This window comes from Bradyrhizobium lablabi (assembly GCF_001440475.1).
GTDB lineage: Bacteria > Pseudomonadota > Alphaproteobacteria > Rhizobiales > Xanthobacteraceae > Bradyrhizobium > Bradyrhizobium lablabi.
In genome coordinates this window covers 1-14,417 of the sequence record NZ_LLYB01000129.1, presented here as the reverse complement: position 1 = coordinate 14,417, position 14,417 = coordinate 1, and the positions used below count along the sequence as shown (strand labels likewise).

Annotated in this window: 10 protein-coding genes and 1 pseudogene; 4 read left to right on the top strand and 7 right to left on the bottom strand. The window is 62.4% G+C overall.

The annotated features are described in order from the left end of the window. Positions 1 to 48: 48 nt before the first annotated feature. On the bottom strand, positions 49 to 921 hold the full coding sequence (locus tag CQ14_RS38220) for a patatin-like phospholipase family protein (protein WP_057862910.1): 873 nt from the start codon (positions 919 to 921) through the stop codon (positions 49 to 51). 205 nt (positions 922 to 1,126) lie between these two features. Further along, entirely contained in the window at positions 1,127 to 1,900 is a 774-nt protein-coding gene (locus CQ14_RS38215) for a ferredoxin--NADP reductase (RefSeq protein WP_057862909.1), read from the bottom strand. 290 nt (positions 1,901 to 2,190) lie between these two features. On the opposite strand from CQ14_RS38215, the gene CQ14_RS38210 reads away from it, so the two are divergent. Next, positions 2,191 to 3,189, top strand: coding sequence for a hypothetical protein (locus CQ14_RS38210; RefSeq protein WP_057862908.1), 999 nt, complete (start codon positions 2,191 to 2,193; stop codon positions 3,187 to 3,189). Then, the gene (locus CQ14_RS38205) at positions 3,189 to 4,502 is read left to right on the top strand and encodes a bifunctional folylpolyglutamate synthase/dihydrofolate synthase (protein ID WP_057862907.1); all 1,314 of its coding nucleotides are present in this window, start codon (positions 3,189 to 3,191) and stop codon (positions 4,500 to 4,502) included. Before CQ14_RS38210 ends, CQ14_RS38205 begins: the two co-directional genes overlap by 1 nt. Positions 4,503 to 4,634: 132 nt before the next feature. Here the strand turns inward: CQ14_RS38205 and CQ14_RS38200 are convergent, their stop codons facing one another. Further along, positions 4,635 to 5,561: an amino acid ABC transporter substrate-binding protein gene (locus CQ14_RS38200; RefSeq protein ID WP_057862906.1), complete on the bottom strand. Its 927-nt coding sequence runs from the start codon at positions 5,559 to 5,561 to the stop codon at positions 4,635 to 4,637. Between the two features lie 12 nt (positions 5,562 to 5,573). Further along, positions 5,574 to 6,863: a dicarboxylate/amino acid:cation symporter gene (locus CQ14_RS38195; RefSeq protein WP_057862905.1), complete on the bottom strand. Its 1,290-nt coding sequence runs from the start codon at positions 6,861 to 6,863 to the stop codon at positions 5,574 to 5,576. A 225-nt stretch (positions 6,864 to 7,088) separates the two neighbouring features. On the opposite strand from CQ14_RS38195, the gene CQ14_RS38190 reads away from it, so the two are divergent. Further along, a complete protein-coding gene (locus CQ14_RS38190; protein ID WP_057862904.1) occupies positions 7,089 to 8,090 on the top strand; it encodes an NADP-dependent oxidoreductase in 1,002 nt (333 codons plus the stop codon). Between the two features lie 72 nt (positions 8,091 to 8,162). Here the strand turns inward: CQ14_RS38190 and CQ14_RS38185 are convergent, their stop codons facing one another. The 3 genes from CQ14_RS38185 to CQ14_RS38175 form a co-directional block, all read right to left on the bottom strand. After that, on the bottom strand, positions 8,163 to 9,278 hold the full coding sequence (locus CQ14_RS38185) for an amidohydrolase family protein (RefSeq protein WP_057862903.1): 1,116 nt from the start codon (positions 9,276 to 9,278) through the stop codon (positions 8,163 to 8,165). A 249-nt stretch (positions 9,279 to 9,527) separates the two neighbouring features. Further along, entirely contained in the window at positions 9,528 to 12,686 is a 3,159-nt protein-coding gene (locus tag CQ14_RS38180) for an efflux RND transporter permease subunit (protein WP_057862902.1), read from the bottom strand. A 9-nt stretch (positions 12,687 to 12,695) separates the two neighbouring features. Further along, on the bottom strand, positions 12,696 to 13,805 hold the full coding sequence (locus tag CQ14_RS38175) for an efflux RND transporter periplasmic adaptor subunit (RefSeq protein WP_057862901.1): 1,110 nt from the start codon (positions 13,803 to 13,805) through the stop codon (positions 12,696 to 12,698). A 299-nt stretch (positions 13,806 to 14,104) separates the two neighbouring features. Here CQ14_RS38175 and CQ14_RS42975 point away from each other — a divergent pair. Then, positions 14,105 to 14,417: pseudogene (locus tag CQ14_RS42975) on the top strand (cysteine rich repeat-containing protein); the annotation flags it as partial.

Here is a 14,417-nt window from a genome sequence, read left to right as displayed (position 1 = left end):
ATCGGCGACCTTTTGCAGTGCAGCGTGGCGGCCCCATCGCCCGGCCACTCAGTGGCTATGCAGCCGCATCTCGTGCGGAATCCTGCCTTGCTGCAGGCCGTGCTGGGCCAGCCAGGCGTCGGTGGAGAGAATGGCACGGTCGATATGATCGGCGGTGCGCGAGAAATCGTAAGGCGATCCGACCAGCGGACATAGCGGCGGCACCACGTAATACTCGATGTCGGGCGACAGCATTTCAAGCTCGTTGACCAGTTGGCGCGCGATCAGGAGCGTCAGCGCGTGCAGCGCATTGGCGACCGCGCCGACCGGCGGGGCCTGGTTGGCGCACGCATGCCCGGTCGGCAGAACGATCAGGCGTTTTGCGCCCAGCGTCACCGCGACCTGAACCGGCGTGTTGGAAGAGATCGCGCCGTCGGCAAGATAGGTGTCCTTGTAGCGGATCGGCGAGAACGCGCCGGGAATCGCGGTGGACGCAACGATCGCTTCCGCCGTGGAGCCTTCCGACAACACCACACTGTCACCGGAGATGATGTTGGTCGCGACGATGTGCACCGGCAGCTTCGCCTCTTCGAGATTGCGATAGGGAATGTGATCGTCGATCAGCTTGCGGATGCCGTCGTGGGGTATCAGGAAATCGCGGCGCCACAGGAAGCTCAGCACCGTCCGCCAGCTCATCGGAAACACATCGTGCCGCTGCAATCCGCGCCAGATCGAGGCCAACCGCTGCACGCCGTCAGGCGTGGGATCGCCGGCATAGAACGCGCCGTTCAGCGCGCCGACGCTGCTGCCGACCACCATGTCCGCCGTCACGCCATAGGCGGCGAGTGATTGCAACATGCCGACCTGGATGGCGCCGAAGCTGCCGCCGCCTGCGAACACGAAGGCGGTCTTGGCCCGGCCGGTCTGCTCGAGAAGCGACACGCGCGAAACTCCCTCATCGTCGCGCCGGATACGCCGCGCGACGTTCGGGAGTCGTTATAGCAGTGGGGGAATGGAGCGGGCTACCGGGCCGCCCGTCATTCCGGGATGGTCCGAAGGACCAGACCCGGAATCTCGAGATCCTCAGGTGCGCAATTGCGCACCATAGTTCGCGTCTTCGACGCGCCCCGGGATGACGACAAACCTATCAGCGCTCGACGAACGCCTTTTCGATCACGAAATGGCCGGGCTTACTGCCGCTGCCTTCGATGAAGCCGCCGGATTCGAACATCTGCTTCAGTTCTTCCAGCATCCCCGGGCTGCCGCACATCATGATGCGGTCGGTCTCGATGTCGAGCGGCGACTGGTGGATGTCGTTGAACAGCTGCTCGGACGAGATCAGATCGGTGATGCGGCCGCGGTTGCGGAACGGCTCGCGGGTCACGGTCGGGTAGTACAGAAGCTTCTCCGACAACAGCGGCCCGAACAATTCGTCGTCGCGCAGCGTGGCGACCAGGTCCTCGCCATAGGCGAGTTCGGAAACCTGCCGGCAGCCATGGACGAGCACGATGGTCTCGTAGCGCTCATAGACATCCGGATCCTTGATCAGACTCGCAAACGGCGCCAGCCCCGTGCCGGTCGACAGCAGCAGCAGGCGCTTTCCCGGAATCAGATTGTCGGTGATCAGCGTGCCGGTCGCCTTGCGGCCGACCAGAATCTCATCGCCTTCGCGGATCTTCTGCAGTTTCGAGGTCAGCGGACCGTTGGGAACCTTGATCGAGAAGAATTCGAGCTCTTCCTCGTGATTGGCGCTCGCCATGCTGTAGGCGCGCAGCAGCGGGCGTCCCTCAACCTCGAGGCCGATCATCGCAAACTGGCCGTTCTGGAAGCGGAAGCCGGAATCGCGGGTTGCCCGGAAGCTGAAAAGCGTGTCGGTCCAGTGGCGGACAGAAAGAACTTTCTCTCGATAGAACGCGCTCATGTGTTTTCGTTTTTCCTGACGTCTCGGTGTAGAACGTTTCGGTTTTCGGGCCTCAAAGTGCCAAAAATCAGCGAAATCATCGGCGATTTGGCGCTTCATTTGCGCACGGCACACACATAGTCAATATGACTTACAGCACAATTGAGAACTCGGAATAGCTGTCGGTCTATTTTGCAAAAAGGTTCGATTGGCTTCGTTAATGCCGCCTCCACGCAATTAACTTGCTGAATTCGGCACCCATCTGGCAATAAATGACTACGGCAAATTAAGAACGTTTCAAAAGAGATCGCATGCGAAGCCCAAGCGAGTTTCGAACGGGAAAACCGGGCTTCTATCCGGACCAGTCGGTCTATGCGGAATTTGCCTGCGCCGAATTCGGGCTGCAGTTTCGCGACCTCGACGGCGGCTCGGGACTGCTGTTTGCCGTCGCCTCGCGCGACCGGCTGCTTCATTTCGGCGCCGGCCGATGCTCCTGGTATCCGCAGAACAATGCCACCGCCTCGACGCTGGTATCAGACAAGTATTTCGCAAGCCGGATTCTGCGCGACGCCGGCGTGCCGGCGCTCGGCGGCGAATACTTTTTCCTGCACGACCGCCATCGCGCGCATCGCCCGGCCGGACATGAGCGCAGCGATGCGATCGACCATTTCGCGAAGCTGGGCGGCACGGCCTTTGTCAAACCACTCACGGGATCGCGTGGCGATTTCGCGCAGGCCGTTCACGGCGAAACAGCGCTCATTCGCTATCTCGACGACGTGATGAAGTATTACGACGCGGTCCTGATCCAGCCTATCGTCGAGGGGATCGAGTATCGCGTCTTCCTGCTCGACGATGACGCGCTCTACTGCGCGCGAAAATATCCACCGTCCATCGCAGGCGACGGCGTGCACAGCGTTCGCGAACTGCTCAATGCCCATAACGACGCCCTGCGCGCCCGCGGACTGTCGCCCGCTGCGCTACCGGGCAACGATCCATCGCTCGAAGCGGTGCCGGCGAAGGGCGAGCGCCGCGAGATCCCCGGACGGATGAACCTGAGCGCGGGCGGCACCATGGTGCTGGCGCCGGCGCCTTCCGAAAAGGCGGTTACGCTGGCGCGGCAGACTGCCCGCACGCTCGGGCTTCGTGTCGCGGCCGTGGACATGTTCGTCGATGTCGACGGCAATCCGGAGACAATCGAGATCATCGAAGTGAATGCAAACCCCGCGATCCGACTGCTGGAAGATTCCAATCGCGGCGACCTGATCCTGAAGATCTGGCATCACACCTTTTCCGCCATGGGATTGCTGTAGTGTTTGACCTGCCGAAATACGGCGACGGCATCTGCCTTGCGCGCATGGCGGAATTGTTGGACGTGCTGGCCGTCGATCGCGCCCGGCTGCGCCGCATCTCGGTCGTGGTGACCGGCTCGAACGGCAAGGGCAGCACGGCGGCGATGTGCGCTGGAATCGGCCGCGCCTACGGTCTGCGCACGGGGCTCTTCACTTCCCCTCATCTGTTTCGTTTCAACGAACGCATCCAGGTCGATGGCGCAGAAATCGGCGACGACGTATTCGCCCGACTGAAGTCTCAGGTCGAGGCCGCGGTCGCCGATGTCGCGAAGCGTCGCGGCGAACAATTCGGCGCTTTCGAAGCGCTGTTCGCGCTCGCCTGCCTGCACTTCCAGAAGCGCGGATGCGATCTCGCCGTGTTCGAGGCCGGCATCGGCGGGCGCTACGATCCGGTGCGCCTGATCGGCGCCCGCGAAACCTGCGTCACCTCGGTCGATTACGAGCATGTCGAATTACTCGGCAACACGCTCGAGCTGATCGTATCCGACAAGAGCGACGCCTGCGCTGCCGGCGGCACGATCATCTATGGCGAGAACTGCGGCGGCCTGCGGCGGCATCTCGTCGAATATAATCGCTGGCGCGGCTGCACGTCGCTGTTCGTTCGCGACGAGATCGGCATCGACAATGAGGTTGCCGCGGCCTCAGGCCAGCATTTCGATTTCCATTTCGGAGATCACGATTTCCCCGGCATCGAGTTGAGCCTGCCCGGCGCGTTCCAGTTCAACAACGCCGCCATCGCAGCGACGCTGTTTCTGCTCTGGCTGCAACGCCACCCGCGCAGGGATCACGAGCGGATCGAAACGGCCATCCGTTCGGGCCTGCGTGACGCGCGGTGGCCCGGCCGCCTGGAAGTGATCCAGCAAGATCCGCTCACCGTGATCGACGTCGGCCATACGCCTGATGGTATCAGGCAATCCCTCGCGGGCCTCACGGCGATCCACGGCGCCGAGGATTGGATCCTCGTCACCGGCGCTTCGCGCGACAAGAAGGCTGACGAGATCATTGGCGCGCTGGCGCCGTCCTTCGGCACCATCATCTGCACAGCGGCGCATCACAAGGGAGCCGCGGCGCAGGACATCGCAGCCGCGGCCCGTCTCGCCAATCCCAAGGCGAGCATTCATGTCGCGGCATCGATCGAGGATGCGGTGCGGCTCTCGCAGGAACTGGCGCGAGCGGAGACGAAAAGAATTTATGTGGCTGGCGGCCTGTTCCTCGCGATCGAATATGCGACGGTCGCGAAAGGCGGCCGCGCGGAAGACTTGAAGTTCTTCTGACAGGCGATCCGCTGTTGCTCCTCATCCTGAGGAGCGGCCCATTGGCCGCGTCTCGAAGGATGCAGGCCCATCTGTGGCCTGCATGGTTCGAGACGCCGCGTTGCGGCTCCTCACCATGGGGGGCGATCTCAGCTAATTGCTCGATCCCTGCGTATCGTCGAGCACCTTGAACGCCTCTTCGAGCTGCGGCGAGATCGAAACGCCGAGCTTCTCGCCGGTCGGCAGCCGCCCCACAAACCATTTGTTGTAGAGCGGCACCAGGTCACGCCCCGAGCCGAGCTTGCGGAAGGTGCGCTCGACCACCGCCTTCAATTGGGGCTCACCCTTGCGGAACATGATGCCATAGGGATCGTAGGACAGATATTCACCCGTCACCTTGAACTTGTCCTGGGTCTTGTGGCGCGCGATCAGGCCGTAGAGCAGAATGTCGTCGGTCGCGAACGCATCCGCCTTGCCGTCCGCCAGCATCTGGTAGGACTGCTCGTGATCCGGCGACGTCACGATGTTCAAGCCAAGCGAGAACTTCTTGTCGACCGTGTGCATCGCCTGCTCGTTGGTGGTGCCCTTGGTGACCACCACCGTTTTGCCTTTCAGGTCGGTGGGCGCGGAGATGGTGGACGCCTTCGGCACCATCAGCTTGGTGCCGGCCACGAAGATCAGCGGCGAAAACGCCACCAGCTTGGCGCGCTCGGCATTGGCCGTGGTCGAGCCGCATTCGAGATCGATCTTGTTTTCCGTCACGGCCGGGATGCGGTCGTCGGAAGTGACCTTGACGTATTCGATTCTGAGATTGGCGTCGTCGACCTCGACGCCGATCTCCTCGACGATGGCCTCGCACAGCTCGAGGCTGTAGCCGATCGGCCGGTTGGAGTGGTCGAGGAACGAGAACGGCGGCGAGCTTTCGCGATAACCGAGACGCACGACATGCGTTCGCTTGATGTTGGCGAGCGTCGGGCTAAGCCCTTCGGCGGCGGTCTGCGCCGACGCCGGGGCTGCCAGCAGGCAAGCCGCCAGCAGCACTCCGCCAATCCCGGCCAGTCTCATTGGAATTGGATGCATGCATCCCTCCCATCAATGGGCCGGCAGCGGGGCGCCCGGAACGGCGTCGGTGGGAACGATATCGTCCGGTCCAAGCTCATGCTCGGGCTTCAGCTCGCCCTCCCATTTCGCCACCACGGCGGTCGCCAGCGAGTTGCCGATCACGTTGGTGGCGCTGCGGCCCATGTCGAGGAAGGTATCGATGCCCATGATCATCAACAAGCCGGCCTCGGGAATGCCGAACTGGCTGAGCGTCGAGGCGATCACCACCAGCGATGCGCGCGGCACGCCGGCAACGCCCTTGGAGGTGATCATCAGCGTCGCCAGCATCGCGAGCTGCGTGCCGAGCGACATGTCGATGTGGTAGGTCTGCGCGATGAAGACGGCGGCGAAGGTGCAGTACATCATCGTGCCGTCGAGGTTGAAGGAATAACCGAGCGGCAGCACGAAGGCCGAAATCCGCGACGAGGCGCCGAAGCGGTTGAGGCCTTCCAGCGTCTTCGGATAGGCGGCTTCCGACGACGCCGTCGAGAACGCGATCATCAGCGGCTCGCGGATCAGGCGCAGCAAATGGCTGTATCGCGGCCCGATCACGATGAAGCCGACCACGATCAGGATGACCCACAGGATCATCAGCGAGAGATAGAAGCCGCCCATGAACACGATCAGCTTCCACAGCACGCCGAGGCCGTTCTTCGACACTGTCGCCATGATCGCCGCCCACACCGCGATCGGCGCGAACAGCATTACATAGCCGGTGACTTTCAGCATGATATGGGCGAGGTCGTCGATCAGCCCCAGCATGGGCTTGGCGCGATCCGGCAAAGCGCCGAGCGCGACCGCGAAGAACACGGCGAACACCACGATCTGCAGGATCTCGTTCTGCGCCATCGCATCCGCGATCGAGGTCGGGATCAGATGCGTCAGGAATTTCTCGATCGAGAAGGCCGAGACCGGCAGGCCGGTCGATTGTCCCTTTTCGGGCAGCGTGCCGGGAAAATTGGCGCCGGGCTGCAGCAGGTTGACCATGACGAGGCCAAGCAGCAGCGAGACAAAGGAGGCGCTGACGAACCAGCCCATCGTCTTGGCGAACACGCGGCCCAGCTTGGAGCCGGTACCCATATGCGCGATGCCACCGACGAGGGTCGCGAACACCAGCGGCGCGATGATCATCTTGATCAGGCGCAGGAAGAGCATGGCTATCAGGTTGACGGATGCCGCGATCTCGACGCGGCTGTCGGGCATGTAGTTGAAAACCACCGTGCCCATCACGATACCGAGCGCCATCGCGATCAGGATGAGTTGCGTAAACCTGTTGGACATTCATGCCCCCGTCTCTTGGCAACCGGCAGTGGCAAGCTTGGCAGATTTCGTAACCGATGCAACAGCCGTCGGGACTTGCCGGATTTGCCGGAATGTTCCTGTTGTAGAAAGCGCACACGCCGACTAGCGTTCATGCAGCGCACAATCTGTGCAGCTGAACGCTTCATGCGCAGTCAGTTGCATCAAAAATACCACGGGAAGAATAATACGGAGGGAGAGAACGTCATGAGCGACACCGTCAATCGTCAGATCCTGCTGGTCGAGAAGCCGACCGGCAAGCTGGGGCCTGAGCATTTCAAGATGGTCAACGGCAGCGTTCCCGCGCCGAAGGACGGCGAGGTGCTGGTACGGACGCGCTATATCTCGCTCGACGCCGCCAACCGCGCCTGGATGCACGGCGCCACCTACCGCGCTGCGGTCGAGGCCAACACGGTGATGGCCGGCGGCAGCATCGCGGAAGTCGTGTCCTCGAATGCGCCGGGACTAGCGCCGGGAGATATCGTGTTCGGCGACACCGGCTGGCAGGACTATGCCGCCGTGCCGGCGAAGCATCTGAACAAGATGCCGAAGATGGAACCGATGACGCATCTGCTCAGCGTCTACGGCATCGCCGGCCTCACCGCCTATTTTGGCCTGTTGCATGTCGGCAAGCCGAAGGAAGGCGAGACTGTCGTGGTGTCGGCGGCCGCCGGCTCGGTCGGATCGATCGTCGGCCAGATCGCCAAGATCAAGGGCTGCAACGTCATCGGCATTGCCGGCGGCAAGGACAAGTGTCGGTGGCTGACGTCCGAACTCGGCTTCGATGCCGCGGTCGACTACAAGGACGGCGCCACCTTCAAGGCGCTGCGCGCTGCCGCCCCCAAGGGCATCGATGTCTATTTCGACAATGTCGGCGGCGACATTCTCGAAGCCTGCCTGTCGCTGATGAACAACCGCGGCCGCATCGCCTGCTGCGGCGCGATCTCGCAATATGACGGCGTGCCGTCGGCGCACGGCCCGCGCGGCGTGCCCGGCCTGATCGTGGTGAAGCGCCTCGTCATGCAGGGCTTCATCGTGATGGATTACATGGACCAGAGCGCCGCGGCATTGAAGGACCTGCAGTCCTGGGTCGCGTCAGGCAAATTGAAAGTGCAAGAGGACGTGATCGACGGCATCGAGAACACCCCGAAAGCCCTGATCGGCCTGCTCGCCGGCGAGAACCGCGGCAAGCGGATGGTGCGGGTGTAGGGACGTCATGGCCGGGCGTGGCCGTCCGAACAGCCGCGTGGCTTCCGCTCACCTATGCCCGGCCATCTCCCTTCACCGTGCTTGTCCGACGGACCGCTCCAGATTGAACAGTCTTTCGGCGGTGCGGCCGAGGATATCGGCTTTCTCGTCGTCGCTGAGCGATGCAGAGTCGAAAATGTGGCCCACCGGATTGAGCTGCCAGGGATACGGGTAGTCGCTGCCCAGTACGATCTGGCTGGCGCCAACCTGGGCTGCCAGATGGCGGATCGCCTCGGGTGAGAAGATCAGCGAATCGAAATAGATCTGCTTGAGGTATTCGGTCGGCTTTTTCTTGAGCTGCACGTTCGGATTGCAGCCTTTGGGACCGACCAGACAAGCATGATCCGAACGATCGGCATAAGAGGGCAGGAAGCCGCCGCCATGGGCTGCGATCACTTTCAGCCCGGCAAAGCGGTCGAAGGTACCCTCGAAGATAAGGTGCGAGAGCGCCAGCGTCGTTCCCAGCGGATTGCCGATCGTGTTGGCAAGCCAGCCATTGCCGCTCAATCGCTTGCTGAGCTCGGGAATGCCCTGCGGATGAATAAACAGGGGCACGCCGAGTTCTTCCGCCTTGGCCCACACCGGGTGGAACTTCGGATCGGAGAATTCCATGCCGTTGACGACGTCGCCGATCGCGGCTCCCTTCAAGCCCTGCTTCTTCACCGCGGTCTCGAGTTCCTGCACGGCAAGATCGGGCGCCTGCAGGGTGAGGGAGGCGAAAGCTGCAAACCGGTCGGGCTTTGAGGCACAGAGTTCAGCCAGCTTTTCGTTCTGTATCTTCACGATCTGGCCGGCCAGATCGCGCTCGCGGTTGTACCAGAACGGATTGATCGACAGCACTTCCATGTCGACGGCCTGGGCATCCATGGCGGCGAGCCGCCGGTCGATTTCGATGAAGGCCTCCTCCGCGCCGTTGACCGGCGGAAGCTGGGCTGCGGCAGCATCGGCGCCGAGCAGCGCGCCGGCTTCGCGGAAGTGGCAGTGGGAGTGGACGTCGATCGTTCTGACCCGTTGTCCGGCGACCCTGACCGGCAGGGTCTGGCGTGGTTGCTGGGCCTGCACGCTGTGCAGCAGACCACAATTGCAGAAGACGATCCCGGTAGCGACGGCCGCGCTACCGGCCTTCAGAAAATCACGGCGGTTAGTCATGGAAAGCTTCCTCCGGTTTTTCTTGTTTACTTTCAATCTGCCATCCTGATTTCCGAACGAAGCGGCAATCGGCGGACAGGCAGGCGTTTGGGGAGTACGCGAAGCAACGCCACGTTGACGTGGAGCGTCGCACGTGGCCGCTAACAAACATCAGACCGGAATATTGGTTCCGTCAGACCGGGCTTGATGCCGTCCCTGGTGAACGCCTTGCGCATGACGCCTCGGCCACGACGCGTGCCGACACACGGTTTACTCCATCTGCGGGATCGCCTGCGTCCCCGCCTTCTTCGCCTTCCGCTCCTTCAGCCAGTTCTCGAACCGCTGGATCACGACAAAGAACGTCGGCACGAACAGCACGGCCAGACAGGTCGAGGCCAGCATGCCCGAGAACGCGGTGATGCCGATCGACTTCCGCGCATTGGCGCCGGCGCCGGTCGCGAGCACCAGCGGGATCATGCCGAAGATGAAGGCAAACGACGTCATCAGGATTGGCCGGAATCGCGCCCGTGCCGCTTCGACCGCAGATTCCAAGAGCGGCTTGCGGTCGCGCACATGAAGCTCGAGCGCCACCTCCACGATCAGGATGGCGTTCTTGGCCGACAACGCGATCAACAGGATGATGCCGATCTGGGTATAGAGGTTGTTCTCGATCCGGAGCCCGGTCAGCACGATCATCGGGCCGAGCAAGGATAGCGGCACCGCGAGGATGACAGAGATCGGCGCGTACCAACTTTCATATTGCCCGGCCAGAACGAGATAGACCAGCAGCAGGGCGAGGCCGAACGCCCAATAGATCTGGCCGCCGACCACCTTCTCCTGGTACGACATCGCCGTCCACTCGAAGCCCGTGCCCGGCGGCAAGGTCTTCGCGGCGATCTCTTCCATCAGCTTCATCGACTGGCCGGAGCTGTAACCTGTGGCCGGCAAGCCGATGATGGTTGCGGAAGGATAGAGATTGTACAGGCTGATCAGTGAGGGGCCGACCGCCGGCGTGATCTTGGCCACCGTGCCGAGCGGGATCATGTCGCCATTGCTGTTACGCACCATCATGTTCTGGATGTCACGCGGCGTCAGGCGGAATTGCGCGTCCGCCTGCGCATAGACCTGGAAAGTACGGCCGAACTTGTTGAACTGGTTGACGAAGGTCGAACCCATGTAGGACGACAGCGTCGAGAAGATCTGGTCGGTCGTGACATGCAGCGTCTGGGTCTTGATCCGGTCCACCTCGATGTCGAACTGCGGCACCGTCGAGCGGAACGGCGAACTGACCCGCTGCAGCGCGCTCTGTGACGACGCATTGGCGACGATCGCGCCAGTGATGGCCTGCAGCTTGCTGAAGTCGGAACTGCCGTCGCGCAACTGCACCTGCATCGCAAAGCCGGCGGCGTTGCCGATGCCCTGGATCGGCGGCGGCGGAACCACCAGAATCCGCGCCTCGTCGATCACCGAGAGCTTCTCGTTCAATCCGACGAACAGCGACCGCAAATCCTCGCCCGCGCCGCGCGCGCTCCACTCTTTCAGAATCAGGTAGGCGACGCCGGCGTTGGCGAGACTGGAAGAATTGTCGAGCGCGGAGATGCCGGCAATGGTGATCACCTGATCGACGCCCGCGGTTTTGCCGGTTATCTCGCTGACCCGGTCGAGCACACGCTGGGTGCGATCGAGGGCGGCGCCGTCGGGCAATTGCACGGCGACCAGGAGATAGCCCTGGTCCTCGATCGGAATGAAGCCGGTTGGCACCCGCGACAGGCCGTAGCCACCGATGGCGATCAGGATCAGCGCGCAGATGACGGATATATTGCTGTGCGCGACAAGACGGCCGATCAGCCGGCTATACCAGGCCTCTATGCGGTTATAGACCGCGTTGAAGCCGCGATAGAAGAAGTTGCGTTGCTCCGGCGGCACCGGCCGCCGCAGCCACAACGCACACTGCGTGGGCTTCAGCGTCGCCGCATTGATGGCGCTGAGCAGCGCGGTTGCGGCAATGACCAGCGCGAACTGCGCATACATCTGCCCGGTCAATCCCGGCAGAAACGCCGAGGGCAGGAACACCGAGATCAGCACCAGCGTGATGCCGATGATCGGCGCGAACAGCGCGTTCATCGCGCTGATCGCGGCGTCATGGCCGGACATGCCCTTCTCGATATTGTGCGCGGCGCCTTCGACCACGACGATGGCGTCATCAACCACGATGCCGATCGCGAGCACGATCGCAAACAACGTCGAGATGTTGATGGTGAAGCCGAGCGCCGCCATCGCTGCAAAAGCGCCAATGATCGTCACCGGCACCGTGGTCGCCGGCACCAGCATCGCGCGCCAGTCCTGCAGGAAGATCAGGATCACGACGAGGACGAGAAGGCCGGCCTCGATCAACGTCTTGTAGACCTCATTGATCGATTCCGAGACGAATTTGGTGGTATCGAACGGCGTAGCGTAGACCACGTCCTGCGGAAACGCCTTCGCGAGCAGCTGCATCTTCTTCTCGACGGCCTGCTGAACCTCGAGCGCGTTGGCGCCGGGCGACTGGAACACGCCGATGCCGGTGGCCGGCTTGTTGTTAAGCGAGAACACCTGGCTGTAGGTCTGGGCGCCGAGCTCGACCCAGCCCACGTCGCGGACGCGCGTGACATCACCGCTAGTGCCGGTCTTGACGATTATGTTCTCGAACTCGCTGGTGTCAGTGAGCCGTCCACTGACGTTCAGCGTAAATTGGAACGCCTGCCCTGCGGGCGTTGGCGGTGCCCCGACCTGGCCCGCGGTGACCTGCTGACTCTGCTGCTGGATCGCGTTGATCACGTCCTGCGGCATCAGGCTGCGCGCATACAGTTTGTTCGGATCGAGCCAGACCCGCATGGAATACTGGCCGGCACCGAACACGGTGACGTTGCCGACGCCGGGCAGACGCGAGAGTTCATCGCGAATGTTGATGGTGGCGTAGTTGCTCAGGAACAGGCTGTCATAGGTCGCATTCGGCGAGCTCAGCGTCACGAACAGCAGGATCGCCGTCGATCTTTTCTGCACCGTGACGCCCTGATTCTGCACCGATTGCGGCAGTTGCGCCAGCGCACTCGACACCCGGTTCTGCACCAGCACCTGCGCGAAGTTGAGGTCGGTGCCGATCTTGAACGTAACCGTCAGCGTATAGGTGCCATCGGCGCCGCTGTAGGACTGCATGTAGAGCATGTCCTCGACGCCGTTGACCTGCTGCTCGATCGGCAGTGCCACCGTATCGATCACGGTTTTCGCGCTGGCGCCGGGATAGCGGGTGGTGACCTGCACCGTCGGCGGCACGACCTCAGGATATTGCGCGACGGCGAGCCGGAGCAGGCAGACGCCGCCGATCAGGATCATCAGGATCGCGATGACGTTGGAAAGAACGGGCCGCTCGATGAAAAACTTCGAAATCATGGCCGGCTCCTACTTGGCTGCAGCAGGCTGTGCTTCGATCTTCTTCAGTTGCGGATCGACCTTCTGGCCGGGAATCGCGCGCAGCAGCCCGGCGGTGACGACGCGATCGTCGGGCTTGAGCCCCTCCTCGATCACGCGCAACCCGCCGTCCAGCGGCCCGACCCGCACCTTGCGCTGTTCGACGATATTTTCGCCGTTCACGACCAGCAGATAGCGTCCGGCCTGATCGGCGCCGAGCGCGACATCAGGCACGAACAGCGCGTTCTCCACCTGATCCACAGGCACGCGGACGCGGACAAAGAACCCCGGCAGCAACGCGCGGTCGGAATTGGCCAGCACGCCACGCACGGGAAGCGTACCCGTCGACTGATTGAGTGTCGCGGCCGCGTAGTCGAGGTTGCCCTTGTGCGGAAACCCGGTCTCGGTCTGCAACCCGACTTCGACTGGCAATTGCCTGAGATCATCAGCCGTCATCCCGCGCTGACGGGCTTCCGCCCGAATCCGCAGCACGTCCTGCTCATTGACGTTGAAATTCACATAGATCGGTTCGAGCGCCACAATGGTGGCGAGTTGCGTCGGCGGCGACGATGCCCCGACGAGTTCACCGATGGAGACGAGGTGCGCGCTGACGACGCCGTCGAAAGGCGCGGCCACATTGGTATAACCATAGTTCACCGCCGCGATCTTGGTATTGACCTGGGCCTGCAACAAGCTCGCCTGCGCGTTGTCGCGCGTCGACGTCGAAGTATCCAGCGTGGCCTGGGAAACGGCTTGCCGCTGAACCAGCTCCTGCTGGCGCTTGAAGTCCGCCTCGGCCTGCCTCAGCGTTGCCTGCGCACCGGATTCGGCCGCCTGCGCCTGTTCGAGCTTCAGCTTGTAGGTATCAGGCTCGATCGTGAACAGCGACGTGCCTTCCTTCACATAGGCGCCGTCCTTGTAGTTGATCGATTGCAGAAAGCCTTGCACGCGCGCGACCAGATCGACGTTCTTGAATGCTGCGGTATTGCCGGTCGCCTCCAGATAGCGCGTGAAGGACCGTTGCACCGGTACCGCGACGTCGACCTTCGGCGGCGGCGGCGGGACAAAAGCATTTTGTTCGCAGGCACTTAAGAGACCCATCGCCGCAATTGCGAAACCCGCACGCCAAGCGGCGGCGCCTCTTTGTGCGGCGGTGCCGTATGATTCCGAGCGTGCAGGCGAACGCGAAGCCTTCATTTTCAGTGCCCCAATAGGTTCTGTTCTGGAAAAGGCTTTATTCAAAAACTGGCTTTCCGCTACCCCATGAAAATAGCAACAATCCGCTTGCAGCGGAACCGGAAAGCGAAAATGATGCAGGCCGATTTTTTCTTTAGGCGCTTTCGAGATTATCACTTCGGTTGAAGCGGCGGGCTTCCGGCGACGACAAAAGGATTATTCAAATGATCAACACGTTGACGCGTGCGAGAACGTATGGGCCGCTGTTGGCGGCCGCGATATTCGCAATTGCAGCACCCGCGCTTGCGCAAGCGCCGACCCAGGCGCAACGTGACGCGATCAAGTCGCAGTGCCGTTCTGATTACATAGCGCATTGCTCCAGCGTGCCGCCGGGCGGCGAGGCATCGCTGCAATGCCTGCAGAAGAACATGTCGAGCCTGTCATCGAGCTGCCAGGGCGCGGTACGCGCGGTGGAGGCCCCGGCGGCGGCGAAGCCGGCCGACACTGCGGCACCGAAGGCGGCAGCGCCCGCGGCCG